The sequence below is a fragment of the Paenibacillus sp. FSL R7-0128 genome, assembly GCF_038002245.1.
GTDB lineage: Bacteria > Bacillota > Bacilli > Paenibacillales > Paenibacillaceae > Paenibacillus_AQ > Paenibacillus_AQ silagei.
In genome coordinates, this window is record NZ_JBBOCD010000001.1 from 1726680 (window position 1) to 1748356 (window position 21677).

Sequence of the window (21677 nt, forward strand, 5' to 3'; positions counted from 1 at the left end):
TACTAGCGGACGACATAGAAGCATCCGCTGAGGATAATAGCCTGTAGAGATGAGAGAATAACGTCTCATTACTACAGGCTATTTATGTTTCTATATCATGAACAAATTTTGGGTATCATCGTAGAGCATTCTACTTTCCGCTATACTTATCTAAGCAGCTTGAATATGTAATTAAAGAGCTTAGGGTAGGAGGCAAAAGTGAATACTTCAGATGATATCCTTTCGTTTATAAGCCGAAATTATTTAAAAAAAGATGAGCAACTGGAGATGCCAACATTAATAAGTGATGATTCTCTTATTGATATAGATATTGTAAAAAGGACTGCCCGTACGCTACGAAGAGTAGGGATCATTACCGTTGCATGGCAGGATGGCTTAAGTGCTGAGGAGCCTCCGGAGCAGCAGCTGTTACGCTGGACAGTGGGGAAGCGCGCCTTATTAGATGACAATCAACAAACTTTTGACTGGCTGAGTAAGGGATGGATTGTGAAGGAGGTCAGGTTCAAGCAAGACGGGAAATCGGTAGACCGGATATATTACCGTATGGGGTATTTATTATATGTTCAACTGATAAATAAGCAAAAAGACACAGAAAGGGATATAATAGATCAATTTACGTTTTATCAGTCAGAAGCTGCCCGGAGAATGGAAGAAATAATGTGTGTACCGGGCGAACGGATGCTTCAGTTAAAGGGTTTGACAGTATTCTTAACGGATAGTTTAGCGTGGAGTATTGGTACGTTGAAGGATCAGGCTGTTTTCCCTGCGAATTGGAGTGTATCAAAACGAATCCATTCATTACACTTTTTACTGGCTTTTGGCATGGTTTCTTGTACCAAAGAAATATTTGACTGGAAAGAAATTGGCGCGCAGTATTACCCGGGTATTGGAGGCTCTAAGGCATTTGATCTGTCTAAAATAGAGTTTCTTAACATGCTAGAGACGCTAAGCGGTCAGCCAGCTGAAGCATTAGGAATGATAAGCGGAGGGCAGATTACGCCGATCTATTTTGCCGGTACCCTTGAAGGGAAATGGTCCAATTTCCAGGCAGGACCTGTTCATGCCTTAACCAATATTTCAGTATCCCAAGACCAGTATTCAACCGCAGCAACTACGCTATGGTTAGTCGAGAATCGGGCTGTTTTGACGCGGATGTCAGCAGAACCCCATTTCTTGCAGGAGACTAATTCTGTGATTATATGTGTGGACGGCCATATCCGGAGTGTGCACCGGTATTTTATCAGGCAATTAATGAATAGTAGCTCAATCGGTCAAGTGATCTTGTGGAGTGATTATGATGAGGCGGGGCTGCAAATTGCACGAGAAATGTACCAGTCGCTTAGTGGACATGATGTGCGGCATAAATGGATCTGCCCTGATCACTCCATACTAACCAGTTGGCCGGAGTATCAAAAGCGCATGGAGGATTTGCTACAGTATATGAAGTTGGAACAAGAGATTGTGTTAGGGGAGGCAGAGGATTGGAGAAGCTGGATCAACCATTAATTTCAATTTTTCAGACTGACGAATCCGGGCCGGAAATGCACCAGGCCTTAAGGGATATTGCTCTGTTGTCAGGGGTATTGAATGATCTGGGCTCCCAGAACTTTCTGCAGACGCCTATCGAAATTTTACGGTTCTTACGTATTATTCAACTGCTCAATGAGGAGGCCCTGGGACTGGATGAACCGATTGAGAACGTAGATACCCTGTATTTTCGTTACCGGAACCGCTATGAGGACCTTGACCCGCCAAGCAAGAAAAAGGTTGAACAGATTGTAAATGTCCTGGTGAAGTATAACTGGATATCCAAACAAACCAGGCAGCTAAAAATGCGTGATGTAGGGAAGCGGATGATGGATACGCTCATACGGCTTGCTAATGATTCTTTAGCCTATTACATGCATGATGATATTGGTCGATCGTTATTCCAGGCCAGACGGGATGCCGAGCTTAGCGAAGCCTATGATGATCATGGCATTTCCGGCGGTAACAAAATTGCCAGTATGATTCGCAACGTGGAAAATGCTATACAATTGATGAAGGAACGTGAATTAGAAATGCTGGCGGACCGCAATGCACTGCCTCAGTTAGAGATTATCCATCAGTTGATGCAGGAGCTGGAGATGAAGCTGACGGAGCGTTTCCGTCAATTTCATACATTAGAGGACAGTCTGGTACTCAGTGATTTAATGCAGGCAGGAACATCTGCGCTTGCCGATGGCACGAATCTGAGCATGGGGATGATTAATAAATATCTCAAATTTACGATGATGAAGCAAACGATGCTCTTGTCCTCGATTAATCCCGAAAAAGTTCGGATGTTCATTACTCAAATGTATGACCCGCCTCCAGAATCGGACATTCCTAATGCTCATCAGATTATGAGCTTTATGGAGCAGAATGAATACGAGGGGGAGTCCATGGATGGTCTGTGGATGCCTGTTAAATTCGCCGCGCCGCTGTCCGGTGCAGCTATTAGTGAAGCTATTCATTATCTGGAGGACTATGAGCCGCTAGTGGACCGGATGCAGGAAGATATCCAGGACACCCAATATATCCATGAGGAGATTGATATTACACAATTAGAGGATATGATGGGAGATTCAGCGTGGTTGCTGACGAAATCTATGATTGAGACGGACGCCATTGAAGGATTCATGCAGGAAGTGGAGCAAGCTCCGCTAGAGACGGTAATCATTGAAGCAACATCTGCGGAGTGGGGCGATGCGATTAACGCACTTACGGCGTTATCTGCGTTAGTAGGCAGCAAGAAGCTGACAATGGAGGAAGCGGCGGCGGAATCAGAATCCCAAGCCCCCCGATATGACAAGGAATGGGACTGGATGAATCCGAAGGATATTAATCAAGTCGTTAAGCATAACAAAGCTTCAATGAACAGGCAGAAGAGGAGTGACGATGAGCTTGACGGATGAATTTAATGTAAATCCGCTTAATGTCATGCAGGCAATCAAAGGCATGCTAACCGAGGCGGAAGAGATCGTGTTCATGAATCTTTTATTCTCATCCTCTGCAACAATACGTGTGGGCAATTTCGGCTTATCCCGGCGCGAGGTAGAGAAGCAGTTAAAGATATCTAATGATGATGAGCAGTTCAATTCATTTTTAATGCGGGTTAATCAGGCGGTAAGCCGGTATTTCAAAGTAATCTATGATGTGAAAAGAGATCAGGTGATCGTGATGATGCGGGTTCCTGCCCGATCGGCACGCAGTACATTGTCCAAAGAAAGTCTGGCCATTCTCTTGTTTATCTTTTATCAGCAAGAAGTGTTGCAGCATGAGTTCACGCTATTCGATCAATTGTTAAATGCTCTTGGACATGAGACGACAAAGGCAAATCAGCGTTTGATTCTAAATATTGACCAATTGAAAAAAATCGGGGCACTCGAAGAATATGATACCAATTCAAATGAGAAGGCGTATACCATCACTGGAATTGGGGCTAATATGTTCTCGGATTCCTTTCTGCGGCGTACGGTTGAATTCAGTCAATCCAATCAATTAAACAAAGAGGAAGTTCTGAAGTTTTTCAAACGATATAATCTGTATCAGGAAGGAACTGACGAAGCATAATGATACCTTGGAAAATGTGGTTTACTGGCATTCGGGATTATCAGCCAACGATGATGGACTTGTCAGGACAAGAATCACATATCTTGATCACCGGCCCGAATGGAGCAGGGAAATCTACCATAACGTACTGCATGGGGGTTGTTTTGTATTCTTCCAAGGTAGATTTAGAGGGTCTGAAATCCCGCAATCTCCTTCCGGATGATACGTGGAAAGCTCACATTCGGCTATTGTTTAAGAATGAGGGAAGCGTGCGCATGGATGCCCCTGCCTTTATCGAATTCTCGATTTATATTGTGCAGGAACCGGGACAGCCGGCCAAGAAGGAATTTATCATTCAATCGGGGGATGATCCGGAGCAATGGGATGAGACTATTAAGTATACTTCAGGTGACCGGCAATACAATTTCACTACGTACAAGAAGGACCTCCAGTACAAATACAAAATTGATCCCGACCTGTTCTACCTGATTTGGTATCAGCAGGAGGTTAATCAATTCGCGGTCATGGACCCGCAGGAGCGGTTTCGTATTTTTGCTGAAATGCATGGCATTAATCAGGTACAGCACAACTGGGAAGAAAGTATGGAGAAGTTGAAGGAAGTGCAGGAGAGTCTAAGAACAGCTGACATTAACGTTTCCAATAAAAAGCAATGGCTGGGAATTGCTAAGGCAGCGCTGGAACGGTATGAGGATAATCGCAAGCGCCTTGTAGAAGGAGGCCGGATGTACGCTGGGGCACTGCTGAAATTAGAAACCTTTTATAAGCAGGAACAACAGCATTTATTAGCCAAGCAAGAACAATTGCTCGTGGACCAGGAAGCAACGAAGGACAACCTTGACCTATTGCAAGAGCAAGCCGAGCGGATTACTTATGAGCTAACGCAGGTCCAAGCGGAAAAAGAGCAGATTAACGAGGAAATCACTTTATTACAGGAGAAGCTATCTCTTGTTAATAATGAAATAAATGAAACCACGAACGTTATTAATGAATTGAACCACCAGCTGAAGGAGCTGAATCAAGAAAAGTCTGGAATTACACGCACTGAAGAAGAGGTACAGGCGCAGCTCGAGGCAATCACTTTACAGCTTCAAGAACGGAATCGTGACTTGGCGAAGGCTGAAGCAGACATCCAGGAATCCGAGGGTATGATAGCGCAATCAATGAATTCAAGCTATATTCTGCATGCGCAGATTCAGCAGGATAAGGCACTGGAGTACGAACACCAGGGACGGTTATGGCAATATCACAGCAGTTATGATGTGAGTAAGAATATTGCAGCATTAGAGCAAAGAATTCGAGACTTTAAGCATGAACGAGATAAGAAGGCGAAGCTGCTTCAGGCATTAACGGAAGAGGGATTTCAGCTTGAGTATAATCAATTATGGTCGGACCGCCAGAAGGAGTCACTTGCGCTATTTAAAGCGAATGGGGTGCGTGCTTATACCTTAAATGAGCTGGTTGAATTAGACGAGTCCGCCCGGCCCGCAGCAGAGGAGCAATTCGAAGCTATTAAATATACAGTATTTTTTGATGGTATGCATGTACAGGCTCCGAATGATTTGTATCATGTTCCTCTGCGGAGTATTGTGCCGGATCGATCGGTTACTGACATTCAGGAGCTTCAGATTCATGTGAAAAAAGGCATCAGTGATGATGTATTCCCGCATGCAGTTAAAGCTCTATGGTGGGTAGAGCAATTCTATCAGGCAGGAGAAATACGTGTAGAGAAGGGTCTGCTGATTGATCCGAGGGGGATTCGCGGACCACAGGAGAAGAAGAACTATATCCTAAGCCAGAAGGCTCTGCAGAAACGCAAAGAGGAAATTCAGAAGAACACTAGCCAATTAAATACAGTGCTTGCGGATATCGAAGACTCCATTAAGAATGATACACAGACTATGCAGGAACTGCATGCGATTATTCAAGCTGTTCGTGAATCCGAAGCTTTCCTCACCAAGAAGCATGAACGTGAAGGACGGGCTGCGAAATATGCACTTGAAGTGCTGCGTCTTGACGAGCAGAAGCAGCAGCTTCAGGAAATAAAGGTTGTGCACAAAAAAATCCTCGAGAAACAGGTCAAGCTGGAGCATACACAGGGAATTTTGCAGCAGGAAGCGGATTTTTATGTACGCTTGGGACAGCAGAAGGAAAAGTATGAAACGTTGCAGCAGAAGACAAAGCACCGCCAGAGCTTAGCCGCGCAACAGGATATGATAAAGCAGCAATCTGACACTCTTGAAGAACAGCTTGATCGTATAGAGGGTAATGAACGCCGACAAAACCGGAATTTTGCCAAGAATCAAGACGATGTTGAACAGGTAACGCGTACGTTGCAGCAAATGAATATCCAACTAAAAGAAACCCATGAGGCGCTTGAGACATCACAAATAAATCTGCTTACGGCCATCGAAGAAATTGAGAATTTCAAAGGAACAGCACGATTTATTTATGATGAGCTGGTTAACGAGCCTGGACCAGAACTTAGTAATGTGAAAAAAACGCAGTCGGTTACCAAGCTCCGTCAAGAATATGAGTCTGGGAAGGTTACATTTGATAATGCCAGGTATGAATCGGGTCTAGACCCTGCTGCACCTGAGAATTACAAAGTCATTGAAGAAGAGGTTCACCGGCTGCAGGATGAGTATAAGCGGACAAGCTTATTGTATGAAGAGAATCAAGAACGGGCTGAGACGCTCAGGGATCAATTGGAGACAACCATTAATATGAGAGTGCTTGAAATTCAGCAGCGATTCAAGAACTACATGAGCGGTTTTCAGTTCGAGGGGCAGATTGATTGGAAGCAGCAAGAGGACCGCAAGGGACGGGTGCTGTTCCATTTATTCATAAGAGCCCGTAAGGAAGGGCACCGGGGAACGTTAGAGGATGTCAGTGTGAAGGCACGGGGAGGAAGAGTTGGTAAGGGTGTCTCTGGCGGGGAGGAGTCGCTGAGTTCACTTCTGTTTGCACTCGCTTTGTTACAGAATCTGCAAACGGCACCGGGGTTTATTGTGATGGATGAATTCGATAGTGCGTTAGATGAGCAGCGGAAGTTAAAAGTATTTGATCTCTATGCGAGCGAGCTAAAGCGCAAATTAATTATCCTATCTCCGAAGTCACATGAGAACTCCTACCTGGACCGCTTCTCCAAAGCCTATATTGTGCAACATGACCCTACCGTACCTTGGAGTAAGGTGACGGGGTTGATTCTAAAGCGTGAATGAGAGTGGGTGAATAGAATTGGCCCGTTAGAGTGAGCTTAACATTATTGGGTCTAGCGGGTTGGTTTGTTCTGTGATGCAAACAATAACTCTACTGTATCCTTTAGTTATTTGTCAGGAGCTGTTGTACTTATAGGAGGCGCTGCTGGGTATGCTATCGGTGAAGTAACAGATTGGATTAATTATTAGAGGTGTTAAAGTGTTAACTTTTTTTAATTCATTTTCTTACAATGGTGTACTAATATTCACTTTTGGATGTGGTACATGCTTGCTAGCCATATCGTATTATGCAAGCAGACTAAATAAAATGATGGGTTTTGCATTAATTTTATTTGGGATAGCAATGATGGGAATAGGCACTGTTACTATTTTGAAAAAGTACAATTATGTTGATCCATCAAGCATGATTACTATAATACCAGCGTTTATAGCACTACTGAGTATCCCATTACTATCCCTATCCTCCTTAAAGTTGATAGAAAGAAAACCGGAATTGATGAGGATTTATAATCATGTAAAAATTAGCTTGATAATATTCACAATTTTTTTTGTTATGTTTATAATTCTCGTTATTTTTGCATTCACTAAATGAAACTTTAACCACAAGCAGCAGTACAAATCAAGAATTTGTTACAGCAAGTTAAAGGCCATCCCTTTCGGGATGGCCTTTCCTGTGAATTCTATACTTTTAATAATAACTCCTCTTACTTCCCGCTCTCCAACAGCCTCGCCACCATAGTAGCGAACTCTGCCCGGGTAATGTCTTTTGCAGGCTTAAATGTACTGTCTTCGTATCCGGTAATAATTTTATTCGATGCCAGTGCATCAATGGAGTTATAATACCAGGCCTCTTTATTAACATCCTTGAATGAGGTGGTTCCGGTACCAGTCAGCTTAAAGGCTCTGGTGATTAGTGTGGCTAATTCACTGCGGCTAATCTTCACGTTTGGACGGAAGGTGCCGTCGCTATAACCGTTCATCAGGCCGGCACTGGCGGCTGCGCCGATGAACTTGTTTGCCCAATGTGCTCCAGATACATCGGTGAAGCTGCTTGCTTGTCCGTCAAGCCCCATGTGCGTTGTAATGACCTTAATGGCTTCGGCACGGGTCAAGCCTGCATTCGGACGGAAGGTTCCATCTTCATAACCCGTCAGCAATCCTTTGGAGATCAGCAGGTCAATGCTTGCTTTTGCCCAATGATTCAGTGTATCTGTAAAACTTACCACTTCCGGCGCAGGTGTCGGTGCTGTTGTTTCTGCTGGTGCTGGTGTAGCTGTAGGAGCCGGTGTAGCTGTAGGTGTTGGCGTTGGTGTTGCTGTTACCGGTGGAGTTCCGGTACCTCCTCCAGGACTTGGATTGCTTGGTTCATTATCTACTGGATCAGGATCAGTAGGGGTTGGAACATATGGGAGTGCTGGAGCAAAAGCGGTAAGCAGTCTGGCTTGACTTTGCTGCTCAAGCGCATAGCCCATACCTAGAACTTTGGCATCGTCCCATGCTCTGCCCACAAGCTGCATCGAGATCGAATAACCGCTGTCGTTCGTTCCTACAGGAACCACTACGGTAGGGAGGCCGACATTAGACGTTAATACTCCCGTGTTGCGGTCAGAGCTTAACTGAGAGGCTGATGCGTCATTGTTATACACGTCACTGATGAAGCCTGCATAGACAATGGCATCCACGCCATTCTCGTCCATCCAGCCTTTGATCACTTCTTTATAGTCCGTTCTATACTTGATGTAATCCTGTACAGCCTGTTCCGTCATCCGCGTAGGGGCGGTATATCCTCTCTGATTATAGATAAGCACCTTATCTGAGGCGAGTACACTTGCTCCATCCGCGTAAGGGAAGGCTTTATGAAGCTCGATATAGCGCGCCCAGCCTTCGGTAGAACCGTTAATGCCTTGAGGACGGGTAGGGGCTGCTGGCATTTTTGACATTTCAACCATTTCCGCTCCCGCAGCTTGCAGCTCAGAGAACTTATTCTTTACTGCCACTCCGGTATCATCATCTGCGTAGCTGGAGACAAAGGATTCGGGGATGTATCCGATTTTCTTTCCTTTCAATGCGCCGGCATCCAGCGACTCCTTCCAGTTCTCCGGACGTTTATGATCTGCATCTGCTGTTACGGTGAAAATATCCTGCGGGTCCGTACCTGTTGTAGCATTCAGCATAATGGCCAGGTCTGTTACGGTTTTGGCGATAGGCCCCGCATAATCCTGTCCCCAAGTGAGCGGCAGCACACCTGTCGTACTTGCCATGCCGTCTGTACCACGGAAGCTCTTTAAGCTGGCGCCTGTTGTCGGAGCATAGAGAGATACCCCGGTCTGCGATCCCATAGCTGCCGCTGCGAAATCAGCTGCAACCGATACTGCCGATCCTCCGCTGGAGCCAAAAGAGGTTTTGGATGGATAGAGTGCGTTCCATGTCTGCATCCAGCCGCTTTCACTAAAGCTTCCGCTGTTCGCGAACTCCGAAGTATTCACTTTACCAATAATGACCGCGCCGGCTTCGCGCAGCTTATTCACCTGGAAGGCATCCGATTCAGGGCGCCACCCTTCAAGTGCTTTACTGCCGCCTGTTGTAGGCATGTCCTTGGTGTCATAGATGTCTTTGATCGCAATCGGAATTCCCAGCAGATCGCCCTTGGCGCCTTGTGCACGGGCTTCGTCAGCCGCTTTGGCCTGAGCCAGCGCAGTTTCGGATACATGCAGGAAGGCATGGAAGCCGAGTTGCCCCATATCGTATGCCTTGATTCGATCCAGATACGCTTGAGTAATTTGTACAGAAGTCGTTGTACCGCTAATCAGATCCTGCTGCATCTGTGCAATGGATTTATTCACAACATCGTAAGGGGAGGAAGTGATGAAGCTTTGCACTGCAGGAGCCTCTGGAATGAACAGGTTATCTCCAGTATTAAGTCCCTCTATGCCTGAGATATCCCAGTTGCTGATGGAGCGGATCTGTGCAGGTGTTAAGCCGGATACATCCAGCTGCTGATTAAGTCCATTAAGCGTGGCAACCAGATTGTTCAGCCCGGCTTCACCAGCTTCTCCAACTTGTACAAAATTCACCAGGGATTTCGACTGGCCCGGTTCAAGGTTCAAGGTATTAATGAAGCCATAGAAATTCGCCTCATTACCGGACTTGGCTAGAGGTGTGGTGAATGGATTCTGCTGTTGATTCCCTAGAGCGGTTAATCCATTATTAAATGGATGTGGAGACCCGACCGCAACACCTAGAGGTTTATTGTTTCTGGCGCTGCTATCGACCACAATCCATGAATCGTCTGTAGTCACCTCCAGATCATTGGAGTAGGTTGCCTTGACCACTGAAGCATTGGCCGCTGTGCCATAGCCTAAGGAGCCGCCGAAGGATACATCTACTTTTACAGCCATATCATTCTTATTGGTAAAAGTATCAAAGAATCTGGTCCGATTATTGATAGTGTCCACATACACATCACGGGTGACGGTGACATTTCCCAGATTGACAGATTGAGACGAAGTGAATCTATTAACGCCATCGTATTTGAGGTCGAACCCGCGCATCATTTGTCCATTCATCAGGGAAGCTGAAGGTGAGGATACTTTAACAAAGATATTACCGAATCCCTGCACTTGTGTAGTACCGACGGTACGCAAGCTCCCTGTGTCCAAGCTGGGTGCAAAAGCATCGTGAATCTCCCATACGGTGCCACTAGATGAAGTAACCCTCGTTAAAGCATCGGCCGTTTGAAACGGAATGACTCCTGAAGCAATAACAGATAACGCAATGGAAGTAGCTATAACTTGCCTCTTTGTTCTACGCAGACGTTTTAACTTACTCATGTAGGCAATCTCCCTTTCCTCTATGTATATTATTAATTGTGTTAAGAAATATAACATTGTATATTAATTCAGTCAATGAATAATATGAAATTGAACTATTTTTAGAGATTTTAACAAAGGGAGAGTACTTTATTTATTGAAAAGTGCATGAAAAATAATATAAAGGTGTTTTATATAACGTTTTATGTTATGTATGTGGTAGTTATTTTGATTAGTTTTTTTCATAGGCCTACTTTTATGCTGATAGATTATGGAATGTGCTACAATATTTTAAATGGAATTTTTGCTTGTATAGGATGACACTCAAAGGAGATTTAGAATGAAACGCTATCGATGGAGCATTACGGTTTATTTCATGCTGTTCGTGTTTGTCTTATTCACATTATTCAATGACTATTCACCAATCCTGATCGTAGTGGGCGCTGTGGTGGCTACTCTCATTGTTTTTACAATCCAATTCTATTATCCGGCAGTTTTGGACAAGCGTGTGGACCGCGTGGAGTCTTTTTTGCGCAGCCAAAAAAGTAATCCAGCCCTTTATATTCAGTATGTTCTTGCGAACAGGCTTGAGGATGAAGCGGGAACGGTTATGGAGCAGCTGATGAGCAAGCATAAAAGGGTAGCGGTACAGGCAACGTATAAGGCGGCTTACGGATGGTACCGCAAAGATATGGCTGCTATTCAGGAAGCCGTGCCGTATATCCGCTATCCCGATTACCGGGCGTACTATGAAGCGGCTCTTTTGCTGGAGGAAGGGAAAAGTACACAGGCGCGGGAACACTTGAAGTCAATCCGAAAGCCATGGATGAGATCAGCGGTGCTTGCAGGAATTGAACGCAAAGCGGGCAACAGTGAGCTCGCGGTCAGGTATGCGCGGGAAGCGGTGGAGGCTTCAAGAGGGGTCCAGCGTTATGTGTTATACAAGGAGTATGAAAGAACGTTACCGCAAGCGGTTGAAGCATAGTTTGAAAAAACGGGTATCATCCTCATTGATGGATGATACCCGCTTCTGTTAGTTAAGATGTCAGTTTTACTGTCCCAAACAAAGCCTGATCAAATCATCGACATGAGCGGTGGCCAGGCATTCTACGGTGTCGGCGGCGCCGTAATAGATTTTTACTTCGCCATCGTCCTCCAGGATCATGCCGCCGGGGAAGATGACATCATTACGGAAGCCTCCGTCGATTTCGTAGGGGGCTTCAGGGGCGAGCAGCGGCGAGGCGCTCATTCCGAGGATTTTCTTCGGATTGTCCAGGTCCAGCAGCATAATGCCTGCCGTATACCGCTTCTTCCAGGACGGCTCCCAGCCGTTCTTCCCTCTGGCGGGATCAACATCCACCGCATGGAAGGTGGTCAGCCAGCCCTTATCTGTCTTCACGGGCGGTGCTGCTGGACCGATCTTGTCATTGGCGAACGGGACCTGCTCCACCGCCAGCAACAGATCGGACCGGCCCCAATAGATGAGATCCGGCGACTCCGCGATCCAGGTGTCGAACCGGTCCTTGCCTCCGCGGCTGTAGACGGTGAACGGCCGTTCCAGCCGCACATAATTGCCGTTGATCTTCTCCGGGAACAGCACCATATTCCGCAGGTCCGGCGTAGACAAGCTCAAGATTTCAAAGGATTCGAAGTCATCCGTGACTGCGATCCCGCCCCGGATCCCATGCCGCGTATCTACAGCGAAGCACATGTAGCAACGGCCGCCGATCACCGTCAGCCGCGGATCGTATCCGCGCACAAACTCTTCGTCGTTCAGCTTGAACACCGGCTTCGGCCCGGCCGTCCAGTGGATTCCGTCTTCACTGAAGGCGATCCCAAGATCCGTTGTGTGAGACGGCTCAAGGGTCTGCTTCTCAAGGGAGCCATAGTCATTGCGGAATACCATCACATACCGGCCGCCGAACTTCACCACTCCCGCGTTGAACACAAGTGCGGTAGGGTAAGGGACCCGCGCCGCATCCAGCACAGGGTTGGCCGGATGGCGGCGGATGAGCGGACTGGAGGCCAATGCTCCTATGATGGGTGTATTGTTAAAATTCATCGTTGAATATCCTCCTTGAATGTGGAACTGCTTTTGCTTTAACTTGAATTTTTAGTTCAATCTATTTAGACAATGCTTCCATAGGATGCAAACGGATAGTCAATCGTAATCCGCCCGGCCTGGCAGTCGCCAACACCGCTGTACAGATCGGTCTTGCCGTCCCCCCGCATCACGATCCCCGAGGAGAAGACGCAGTCCGTCAAATAGGGTAACTTGGCAGGTCCGGGCGGGTAGCAAGAACGGCTTCCGATCAGATGCAGGTCATGGGATTCCCGGGTCACAGGATCGAAGATGAAGGACATGTTCAGATAGACCTTGATTTCCTGCCCGTTCTCATCCTTATGCGAATAACAAATATGGCCGATAATCCCGATCTTTCCGCTGCTCAGCAGGTAAGCCTGATTGACGCCTCCCCATTCACCAGCTCCGAAGATACCATGGATGTAAGGTGCATTCTCAATGACTTCAGCAGTCAAATCCTCCAGCTTGTCAATCACCGTGAAGCCGATCATGGACTCGCTGCCGTATTGGCCTTTCATTTCATGATTGCGCGGACGCGAGAAGACGCCAATTCTGCCGTCTGCCAGCGCAACAAGGCGGATATCCTTCATTTTGTTAGGACCGGTAGTGAAGTAGTACAAGTCGTGGAGATCCGTCCCCCGGTAAAAATAACCGAAAAACGTGCTGTATTTGCCGCTCTGATATTGCACATGGGTTCCGCCCAGTACAAGCTCATCACCTATTTCGCTGATAAACGGGTCCTCCAGCGTATAGATCATGCTGTTCTCCACAAGAGTCCATTCATCCTGGCCTGTTTGCTCGAACAGACGGACCCAGGAGCGGGCCCATTCCTCCCGGCGTTCTACCCGGCCGAACAAGTAACGCTTGCCATCCCGTTCAAAAGGAATCGAAATATTATAGACATCGAATCCGTCCACGTTTTTAAATACCAGGGTTGCACTCTCATAGATGGTTTTTGTTGCTTCAAATTGTTGTTTTTGCTGATGCAGGCTCACGATTTCTCCGCTCCTTTGGTGTTGCAGCTCGTTTTATTGCTGAGAGGCTTGATATTCCTTGAACTGCTTTTGGTATTCGGCAACGACCTTGTCCAGACCTGCTTTTTTCATTTTATCCAGAGCTTCCGGGAAGGCCTTGCCATAGTCCAGCACCCCCATATAGATTGGAGTGATGCTGGCTGAAGCTTCCGAGAGAATATTGGTATATTCGGTTCTGACATTCGTCGGGTCAAAAATAAAGTTGGCTGCAATACTGTTGACCGCACTCGGATTAGGCTCGAATAAGACCTTGTTATTCTCAGGAATACTGCTCTCCTTGTCAAAGCGCATAAAGTTCACATTGCCGTTCTGCGAATCGGAGCCTCTGTACCGCGGATTATTGTTGTTGTTGGGGTCTCTGATCGGCTTCAGGCCTTTGTCGCCATCCTTGGTGTAATGCTCACCCTCTATGCCGTATTGAACCAGGTCGTAGTTATCCTGGCTGGCCAGCATCCAATCCATAAATTTCACCGCAGCCTCCGGGTGCTTGCTGTTCGCCGGTACGGCATTGCCGTTCTTGAAGGAGAGGGGGCGCAGATACTCTTTCTCCGGGTTAAACCACACTACGCCGATATCGTCCACTGTAGCATCCGGGTTGTACTTCTGGAGTCCGTTCAAGCTTCCGCCCGTTCCCAGGCGTACGAACCATTCCCCGCTGTCGAGCTGGGCATCTACCTGCTCCTGCTTCATAACCAGAATGTCAGGATTCGTAATTCCCTTGGTGTACAGCTCGTGCATGAAGGCGGCATCCTGCTTGAATTCGTCGGTTTCAATCCAGGATTTGACCTCTCCGTTCTGGTTGACATAGAAGAACTTATCCTTAACCGTGAACGGGAAGGTGTCATAGGTCCGGTGCAGGATGGAGGTATGCAGATTGATCGGGTCAAAATCGGCCCGGGTGCCTAAGTAAGGCTTGTTCTTTCCCTTCCAGTTCTTCATCACTGTCTCCCAGGCGCTGATCAGCTCAGCCGGAGTTTTGGGCTCCTGCAAATGGTTCTCGCGGAGAATGTCGCGGCGGATATTGAACTGGCCTTCACTGGCCATTTCAACCCAGTAGGAGGGGACGATATAATATTTCCCGCCGATGGTAGCGCCGCTAAAGATGTCCTCCGGGATATTCTTTTTCAGGTTAGCTCCATACTTCTCAATTTCCTCTGAGATATCTGCCAGTGCTCCCCGGGTATAGTAGTTGGAGAACGGAGTACGGTCCTGCATGACATGGAACAGATCGAAATCTTCGCCGGTGGACAGCATCAGGTTCAGCTTCTGGTCCCACGCATCCCAGGGGATATAGATTTTCTCCACCTCAACCCCGACACCGTCAGCAGCCAGCTTCTCATTGACCTTCTGGAACACCTTCTGGTAGTCTTTGGGCTCGGTGCCGGGAACCACGTATTTGATCTTGACGACCTCAGAGGAATTAGTCTTCTCTGCATTCGGGGATGAAGCATTGCTTTCTCCATTTGCGGCAGGGCTGGCATTATCGGACTTGCCGCATCCAACGAGGGTGGACAGGGCAAGCACCACGGCTAACAGGGTTGCATAGGATTTTCTCATGAATAATACGGACCTCCTCTTATGTTGTCTTCTATATGTTAACCCCTAAGGGATGACATCAGCCTTTCACCGAACCGATCACGAGCCCTTTCACGAAGTACTTCTGTAAGTAAGGATAGAGGAAGACAATCGGCCCGATGGTTACGATGGCTGTCGCCATCTTGACCGACTCCGAAGGAAGCGTAACGTCGCTTGTTCCGGCCAGCATGGCCATATCGTTCAGCATACTGATCTCCGATTGCATCTGCAGAAGCATGAATTGCAGCGGATACAGGTCTTTCGTGTCAATCAGCATGATCGCATTCCACCAGTTGTTCCAATAATCCAGTCCATAGAAGAGGGCAATCGTCGCCAGTACCGGTTTGCATAACGGAAGATAAATCTTGAAGGCAATGACAATATCACTGGCTCCGTCGATGGTGGCTGATTCCCGCAGCGAGTCAGGAATGCCGTTCATGAAATTGCGCACCAGGAAGAGATTGAACGGGCTGAACAGCAGGGACGGAATAATCAGAGCGAGAATATTATCGGTTAATCCGAGCGCCCGGTTCATCAGATACCAGGGCACAATGCCAGCTGAGAAAATCATGGTGATAAAAAAGTAAAGGGCGAGCAGATTGCGGTGCCTCACATTTTTGTTCGCCAGGGTATAGCCTGCCATAGAAGTGATCAGCAGGGCCAGCGTGGTGCCGGCGAGAGTGACAAAGATCGAAATGCCGTAGCTCTGAATGACCTGGGAGCCGCTTGTGAAGATCAGCTTATAGGCATACAGAGAGAATTTCTCCGGAAACAGGCTGTAGCCGTTCTTAAGTATGGCATCCTCATCCGTGATGGAGATCATCAGCACCAGCAGCATCGGAAGCAGGCATAGTGCCGAATAGACCGCAGTCAGCGTGTACATGACCGTCCTGCTGATTGAAATTCTTTTCATTGATACGTCTCCTCCTTCCTGGATTTAATATAAAGCGCCATCTTTGAAGTACTTGCGGGTAATGGCATTGGTACCAAAGACAAGGATGAATCCGATAACCGACTGGAACAGTCCCACGGCCATAGCTTCGGAAGGGTCACCGATCTGGCGCAAGGAGCGGAACACATACGTATCAATAATATCCGTAGTCGAATACAGGGTGCCGTTGTCCCCAATGAGCGCGTAGATCATCCCGAAATCGCCGTACATAATTTTGCCGACCGAGAGCATCGTTAGAATAATAACTGTTGGCATCATTAGCGGAAGCGTAATCCGAAAACACATCTGCAGGCGATTAGCCCCGTCAATCTCGGCTGCTTCATACAACGTCTCGTCGATGCCGGTGATCGTTGCCAGGTAGATGATCGCGCTCATACCGGCGCCCTTCCACACATGCATGATGGTCAGAATCGCCGGCCAGGACTGGGCTTCGGTATACCAGTTCACGGAGGCTATGCCAAATTGGTTCAGAATTCTGTTAATTACGCCCATATCCATGGAGAAAAGCGCGTACAGCACATAACTGATGACGATCCATGAGATGAAATTCGGGAATAACATCAGCGACTGGCTGATCTTCACAAACAGCTTCTTGCGCAGCTCGTTCAGCACCAGTGCAATGGCCAGCGCCATCAGCGTACCGAAAACAATAAACAGTAAATTAAGGTAAATGGTATTAAAGGTAACTGTAAGCGCTTTATTGGAACGGAAGAAAAACTCAAAGTTTTTGAAGCCGACCCATTCGCTATGGAAAATTCCTTTTGTATAATTGAAGCGCTGGAAAGCAATAACCATATAAGGATAGGTCATATAGCCGAAAATAAACGTGTAAGCCATGGCCGGCAAAACCAACAAATAGGATGTGCCATTCCTGCGGATGTCTGACAGTATGCTGAGTCCTGGACGCCGTTTTTTCTTCAATTCCTGTTCCCCCCTATTTGTTTGTTGTAGATGACTGTTGCCTTGATTTCAGCTTAGCTATAGCCGCAGTAAGAGTCTATTTTAAAACCCGGCAAACGCTTTCAAATTCGCTCACGAGGCTTTCAAAAAAACGGAATGGCTTTCATTTTCGCCTGATTCAGTACCGTTTCAGCCGGAAATGTACTATATTTAGAAATGATACCGAGCAGCAGGGGAGGAATACAGCATGCGGGCAACCATCAAGCGGCTTGTTCGATACAAGGCCTTTCAAAAACTCACCATCTCATATTTCCTGCTCGTTCTGCTAACTGTTAGTCTGCTGTCCAGTGTACTCTTCTCCCTGTTCTCCCGAAGCGCCATTAAGGAGATCGAACGCAATTCCCGGGCCATGTTATCCCAGATCACTTATGCCTCGGATGTCGTCTATAACCAAGTCATGACGATCGGAAATACACTGCTTATTCAACCGGAGATCCTGTCCTTTCTGGATGAGACGGTGGAGAATAAGGTGAGCAATTACCATATTCATCAGCAAATCGAACAGATTGCCAATCTGAACCCGTATATTCACAGCATCGGAATCCACCGGCCTTCTACAGGCACGACCATCGATACCGCCGGACTTCCGTTCGACGCATCGCTCACCGCACTCAGTGCGAAACAGTATATGGAGTTCAATCCGCGCAGCCTGAAGGTTGCGGGCCGGAATAACGGCAGGCCGTTACAGTTCCTGACCTTCTTGCTGTATCCGAATTTCGCATACCAGACCGGAGGCAGTCCGCTGATCTATATCAATGTGGAGGAACAGTCGATTCTGACGACGATCCGCAAGATCGGCAAAGCGGACGCGGCCAATAATGTCTTCGTGATCAATAATGAAGGTAAAGTGCTGTCTCATACCGATTCCAATCTGTTCCTGGATGACTTATCCGGGGAGGAGTATGTACGGACCATATTAATAGAGAACCAACCGGAGAACAGCTTCACCACAACGATCGCAAACGAAAAGAATCTGGTCACTTATGTGAAATCAGAGGAACTGGACTGGTATTTTGTAAGCGTTTCACCGTATTCTGAGCTCATCACTGACATTGACCAGCTCCGGGGGATTACGCTGCTGGTCACAGCCGGTATTGTACTTGCAGGTCTGTTGATCTCTATCCTGTTGACCTCGAGCATGAATAAGCCCTTATCGGCGCTGCTGGAGAAGGTCATGCCGAGCCCAGTCAAACCCGCATCCGGCCTGGCACTGATTGATGAATACAAGATGGTGACCGAGGTGTTCCAATCCTATCATGAACGTGAGAAATCGATGCAGTTCGTTATCAGCCATTCTTCCCGGACGGTCCGTGAGCATTATCTTCATGCCTTGCTGCGCGGTCAATCCCTGGAGGACTCGGTCTCAAGCGACATGATTAAGGAGATTGGCGAGGAGGTTGCGGGACCGTTCTTCGGCGTGCTGGTATTCAAGATTAATGAGCTTGAGCCTGCAGGGGAGAGGGCAGAGGGGAAACAGCAGTCTTTGCTGCGCTTCGCACTTGGGAATATCGCCAAAGAGCTGCTGGAGCATATCGGCCCCTGCGATGTTCTTATTATGGGAGGAAACGAGGCTGCCGCCATCCTTCAATATACGAAAAATCAGCTCCCGGAGGAGCTTAAGCCTGCCTTGCGCAATATTCAAAGCTTCCTGAACCGTTACTTCAAGGTGACTGTATCGATAGGTGTAGGAGATATCTCCTTTGGCAAGGGGAATATTCCGTCCTCGTATACATCAGCCCAGCAGTATGTGAAATACCGCTTAATCTATGGGAAGGAAGCGATTCTGGACGCAGCAGCGACACGGCACCATGTGTTAACGGCCTTAAGCTATCCAAGTAGCTGCGAGAAGAAGCTGATTGAAGCCGTGCAGCAGGGCAAGCCGGAGCTTATTGCTAGCGCCATCGAAGAATTTATCGATACTATATCCGGCGGATCTGTGCATCAGATCATCACCTTCAGCACGCAGCTCATGTTGTCTTTGCTTAAAGCTTTTGACTATTTACAGCATGTGCCGGATTCCAATTTCAATGATTATCTGCAGACGGTAACCGATATCGAAGGTGCTGAGGACTTGACGGAGATCCGTAACATATTCAACCGCTATTGCTCCACCATCTGCACGTTAATTGAAGACAAGAATCACTGGCTGAATGCCAAGAAGCATAATAGTCTCATTGAAAAGGTGCAGAATTATGTCCATGAGCATTATGCCGAGCCTAACATCTCACTCGATCTGGTGTCCAAAATCGCCGGCCTGTCTCCCAGCTATCTGGGCAAGCTGTTCAAAGGAGCGACCGGGCAATCCTTCAGTGAATACCTGAACAACACCCGGCTGGACAAAGCGAAGGAGCTGCTTGCTGGAACTTCGGACACGGCGGCTAAGATCAGTGAAGCGGTCGGGATCTACAACATCACTTACTTCTCCACCTTGTTCAAGAAAAAGTACGGGCTGACCCCTTCGGCCTTCCGTGAGCAGGAGGCGGTGAAAAGCATTGTAGGTGATGAAGAGTGATCATTTCCCGCTTAAACAGCGGAGCGGACGGAACGATTGTGAAAAAGCGGCAGCGGTCGCCTTTGTGTCCGGATTTTCACCGCTAAGGGGAATGAAAAAAATCTGGACACAACAGCGATTGTAACAACGGTCCGTTTGCGTAGCGTCCATCTAAGTGCTTACGTTGATCCTGCTCCGCAATAAAAAAGCTGTCCCAAGCAGCCATTTCATGGCTTTGGGAACAGCTCTTTTCTTCGTATGATTTGAGACGATCCGGTCCGCTTATGGCTGCTCAGCATATCTCCACCAGGCGAAGGTTCCGGCGATTCCGACAATCCCGGTATAGGCAATGATGATGATACTGCTCAGCTGCAGCGAACCGGTGCTTTGGAATACCGACGGGATCGTCCATGGGAAATAAGGCGCGAATCCGAAGGAGCTGAGCACGTTGGACAGAATGACGATGATCAGGATGAGCCCCAGGGGGGCGAGATAGCCTTTGGTCACATTAGCCAACAGAATGCTTGGTGCGGTTACAAAAATGTACAACAGTGAGGTGATCAGGAACTTAAGGAACGAGCTCCAGATGAAGGCAGCGGACCCGCCTGTAACACCCAGGATAGCTCCTACAGCAAGACCAATAGCGAACATATAGATGGAAAGTAACAGGCACCATGCCAAAATGACCAGGAACTTGGCCAATACAATTTTCGCTCGGGAAATGGGCTTGGCCAGTAAATCTTTGATGGTCCGGTCTGAGAATTCCCGTCCGAAGACCCATGCCGCCACAAAGGTGTATCCGATCAGTCCCAGCGGGGCAAGCGTCTCCAGCAATCCGTTTAAATACGCTTCCCAGGTAACACCGCCGGCTTCACTGGATAATACATTTCCGACGCCCATCATGATGGGCCCGAAGCCTAGAACGAGGAACATAATCCAGAACACATTCGAGCGGATAATCTTGCGAAGCTCACAATGTAGCACCGATAGAATATTCATTATTTAATCCCCCTGTTAACCCCGATGGTGCGGAGAAAATAGCCTTCCAGATCCTCCGTAACTACCCGGAGCGACGTTGGCGGCTGATTGCTTTGCACGAGCAGTTCGGCCAGCCGTTCGGGATGATCTGCCGCATGTTCATTGGTTAGTTTAATAGAGCCGTCCGCCGTATCCACGAAGTCATAGCCATGCTCCTCCAGCACCTTCTTTAAGGCTGGCTTGTTCCGGCCGTTTACCACCAGGCTTTTCTCCAACGACTGCTCCAGCTTGTCCATTGCGACTTCTTGCACCAGCTGGCCGCCGTGAATAATGCCAATCCGTGTGGACACCTTCGAGAGCTCCTCTAACAGATGGCTGGATATAAACACCGTGATGCCGAAATTGTGCGCCAGATTATATAACATATTCCGTATCTCTGCTACGCCTGCGGGATCAAGACCGTTGATCGGCTCGTCCAGGATCAGAATCTCCGGGTTGTGAATCATCGCTTTGGCCAGTCCCAGGCGCTGCTTGTTCCCGAGGGAGAGATGCTTTGCTTTTTTCTTTTTGTGCGGCTCAAGCCCTAGCTTATAGATTACCTGCGGTACGGCATCCTTGTCAGGCACCCCTTGCATACGTCTGGCGATCTCCAGATTCTCCGTTACAGTCAGATCCGGATAAAAGGTCGCCTCCTCCAAATACCCGACTTTGCTCCATAGTTTAGAGTTTCCGGCGTCGACCTTCTCACCTAACATATAGAGCGAGCCTGAGTTAGGCTTGATCATCGCCAGCAGCATCTTGATCGTCGTTGTCTTCCCGGCGCCGTTCAGTCCCAGGAATCCGAAGATCTCACCCCGGGTGACCTCCAGCGAAAGATTGTTTAATACGGTATAGTCGCCAAACCTTTTGTGCACTCCGTCAATTTGTATCGCGGGCGTGCTGCCGATTCTTTTCTTGGATAGAATACTCATTCTTCCTCCGAC

Annotated in this window: 14 protein-coding genes; 6 read left to right on the plus strand and 8 right to left on the minus strand. The window is 47.7% G+C overall.

What is annotated here, in order from left to right; genetic code table 11:
- The first annotated feature begins 198 nt into the window (after positions 1 to 198).
- The 4 genes from NST26_RS07080 to NST26_RS07095 all read left to right on the plus strand — a co-directional run bounded on the left by NST26_RS07080 (position 199) and on the right by NST26_RS07095 (position 6815).
- Positions 199 to 1506: a DUF2399 domain-containing protein gene (locus NST26_RS07080; RefSeq protein ID WP_340978946.1), complete on the plus strand. Its 1308-nt coding sequence runs from the start codon at positions 199 to 201 to the stop codon at positions 1504 to 1506.
- On the plus strand, positions 1482 to 2936 hold the full coding sequence (locus tag NST26_RS07085) for a hypothetical protein (protein ID WP_340978948.1): 1455 nt from the start codon (positions 1482 to 1484) through the stop codon (positions 2934 to 2936). Before NST26_RS07080 ends, NST26_RS07085 begins: the two co-directional genes overlap by 25 nt.
- Positions 2920 to 3594, plus strand: coding sequence for a hypothetical protein (locus NST26_RS07090; RefSeq protein WP_340978949.1), 675 nt, complete (start codon positions 2920 to 2922; stop codon positions 3592 to 3594). The genes NST26_RS07085 and NST26_RS07090 overlap by 17 nt, the downstream gene beginning before the upstream one ends.
- Before the next feature lie 503 nt (positions 3595 to 4097).
- Positions 4098 to 6815, plus strand: coding sequence for a chromosome segregation protein SMC (locus NST26_RS07095; RefSeq protein ID WP_340978951.1), 2718 nt, complete (start codon positions 4098 to 4100; stop codon positions 6813 to 6815).
- A 701-nt stretch (positions 6816 to 7516) separates the two neighbouring features.
- On the opposite strand, the gene NST26_RS07100 is transcribed toward NST26_RS07095, so the two are convergent.
- Entirely contained in the window at positions 7517 to 10642 is a 3126-nt protein-coding gene (locus NST26_RS07100; protein ID WP_340978953.1) for an amidase family protein, read from the minus strand.
- A gap of 319 nt (positions 10643 to 10961) precedes the next feature.
- On the opposite strand from NST26_RS07100, the gene NST26_RS07105 reads away from it, so the two are divergent.
- On the plus strand, positions 10962 to 11606 hold the full coding sequence (locus tag NST26_RS07105) for a hypothetical protein (protein ID WP_340978955.1): 645 nt from the start codon (positions 10962 to 10964) through the stop codon (positions 11604 to 11606).
- Positions 11607 to 11672: 66 nt separating this feature from the next.
- Here the strand turns inward: NST26_RS07105 and NST26_RS07110 are convergent, their stop codons facing one another.
- From NST26_RS07110 to NST26_RS07130, 5 genes are all read right to left on the minus strand, one after another.
- Positions 11673 to 12683, minus strand: coding sequence for a glycoside hydrolase family 130 protein (locus tag NST26_RS07110; protein ID WP_340978957.1), 1011 nt, complete (start codon positions 12681 to 12683; stop codon positions 11673 to 11675).
- A 65-nt stretch (positions 12684 to 12748) separates the two neighbouring features.
- A complete protein-coding gene (locus tag NST26_RS07115; protein WP_340978959.1) occupies positions 12749 to 13699 on the minus strand; it encodes an MTP-1 family protein in 951 nt (316 codons plus the stop codon).
- 33 nt (positions 13700 to 13732) lie between these two features.
- Positions 13733 to 15295, minus strand: coding sequence for an extracellular solute-binding protein (locus tag NST26_RS07120; protein WP_340978961.1), 1563 nt, complete (start codon positions 15293 to 15295; stop codon positions 13733 to 13735).
- A gap of 58 nt (positions 15296 to 15353) precedes the next feature.
- Positions 15354 to 16226, minus strand: coding sequence for a carbohydrate ABC transporter permease (locus NST26_RS07125; RefSeq protein WP_340943101.1), 873 nt, complete (start codon positions 16224 to 16226; stop codon positions 15354 to 15356).
- 24 nt (positions 16227 to 16250) lie between these two features.
- Positions 16251 to 17186: an ABC transporter permease gene (locus tag NST26_RS07130; protein ID WP_340978963.1), complete on the minus strand. Its 936-nt coding sequence runs from the start codon at positions 17184 to 17186 to the stop codon at positions 16251 to 16253.
- Positions 17187 to 17412: 226 nt separating this feature from the next.
- Here NST26_RS07130 and NST26_RS07135 point away from each other — a divergent pair, with 226 nt between their 5' ends.
- The gene (locus NST26_RS07135; RefSeq protein WP_340978966.1) at positions 17413 to 19737 is read left to right on the plus strand and encodes a helix-turn-helix domain-containing protein; all 2325 of its coding nucleotides are present in this window, start codon (positions 17413 to 17415) and stop codon (positions 19735 to 19737) included.
- Positions 19738 to 19998: 261 nt separating this feature from the next.
- On the opposite strand, the gene NST26_RS07140 is transcribed toward NST26_RS07135, so the two are convergent.
- Positions 19999 to 20715 (minus strand): ABC transporter permease, encoded by a 717-nt coding sequence (locus NST26_RS07140; protein WP_340978968.1) that lies wholly within the window; start codon positions 20713 to 20715, stop codon positions 19999 to 20001.
- Positions 20715 to 21665 (minus strand): ABC transporter ATP-binding protein, encoded by a 951-nt coding sequence (locus NST26_RS07145; RefSeq protein WP_340978970.1) that lies wholly within the window; start codon positions 21663 to 21665, stop codon positions 20715 to 20717. Before NST26_RS07145 ends, NST26_RS07140 begins: the two co-directional genes overlap by 1 nt.
- Positions 21666 to 21677 lie beyond the last annotated feature (12 nt).

Excerpts from the sequence above, each read along its gene's own strand:
- NST26_RS07105 (WP_340978955.1), top strand. The coding sequence starts at position 10,962 with ATGAAACGCTATCGATGGAGCATTACGGTTTATTTCATGCTGTTCGTG.
- NST26_RS07110 (WP_340978957.1), bottom strand. The coding sequence starts at position 12,683 with ATGAATTTTAACAATACACCCATCATAGGAGCATTGGCCTCCAGTCCG.
- NST26_RS07100 (WP_340978953.1), bottom strand. The coding sequence starts at position 10,642 with ATGAGTAAGTTAAAACGTCTGCGTAGAACAAAGAGGCAAGTTATAGCT.
- NST26_RS07120 (WP_340978961.1), bottom strand. The coding sequence starts at position 15,295 with ATGAGAAAATCCTATGCAACCCTGTTAGCCGTGGTGCTTGCCCTGTCC.
- NST26_RS07125 (WP_340943101.1), bottom strand. The coding sequence starts at position 16,226 with ATGAAAAGAATTTCAATCAGCAGGACGGTCATGTACACGCTGACTGCG.
- NST26_RS07095 (WP_340978951.1), top strand. The coding sequence starts at position 4,098 with ATGGACCCGCAGGAGCGGTTTCGTATTTTTGCTGAAATGCATGGCATT.
- NST26_RS07140 (WP_340978968.1), bottom strand. The coding sequence starts at position 20,715 with ATGAATATTCTATCGGTGCTACATTGTGAGCTTCGCAAGATTATCCGC.
- NST26_RS07090 (WP_340978949.1), top strand. The coding sequence starts at position 2,920 with ATGAGCTTGACGGATGAATTTAATGTAAATCCGCTTAATGTCATGCAG.
- NST26_RS07135 (WP_340978966.1), top strand. The coding sequence starts at position 17,413 with ATGCGGGCAACCATCAAGCGGCTTGTTCGATACAAGGCCTTTCAAAAA.
- NST26_RS07145 (WP_340978970.1), bottom strand. The coding sequence starts at position 21,665 with ATGAGTATTCTATCCAAGAAAAGAATCGGCAGCACGCCCGCGATACAA.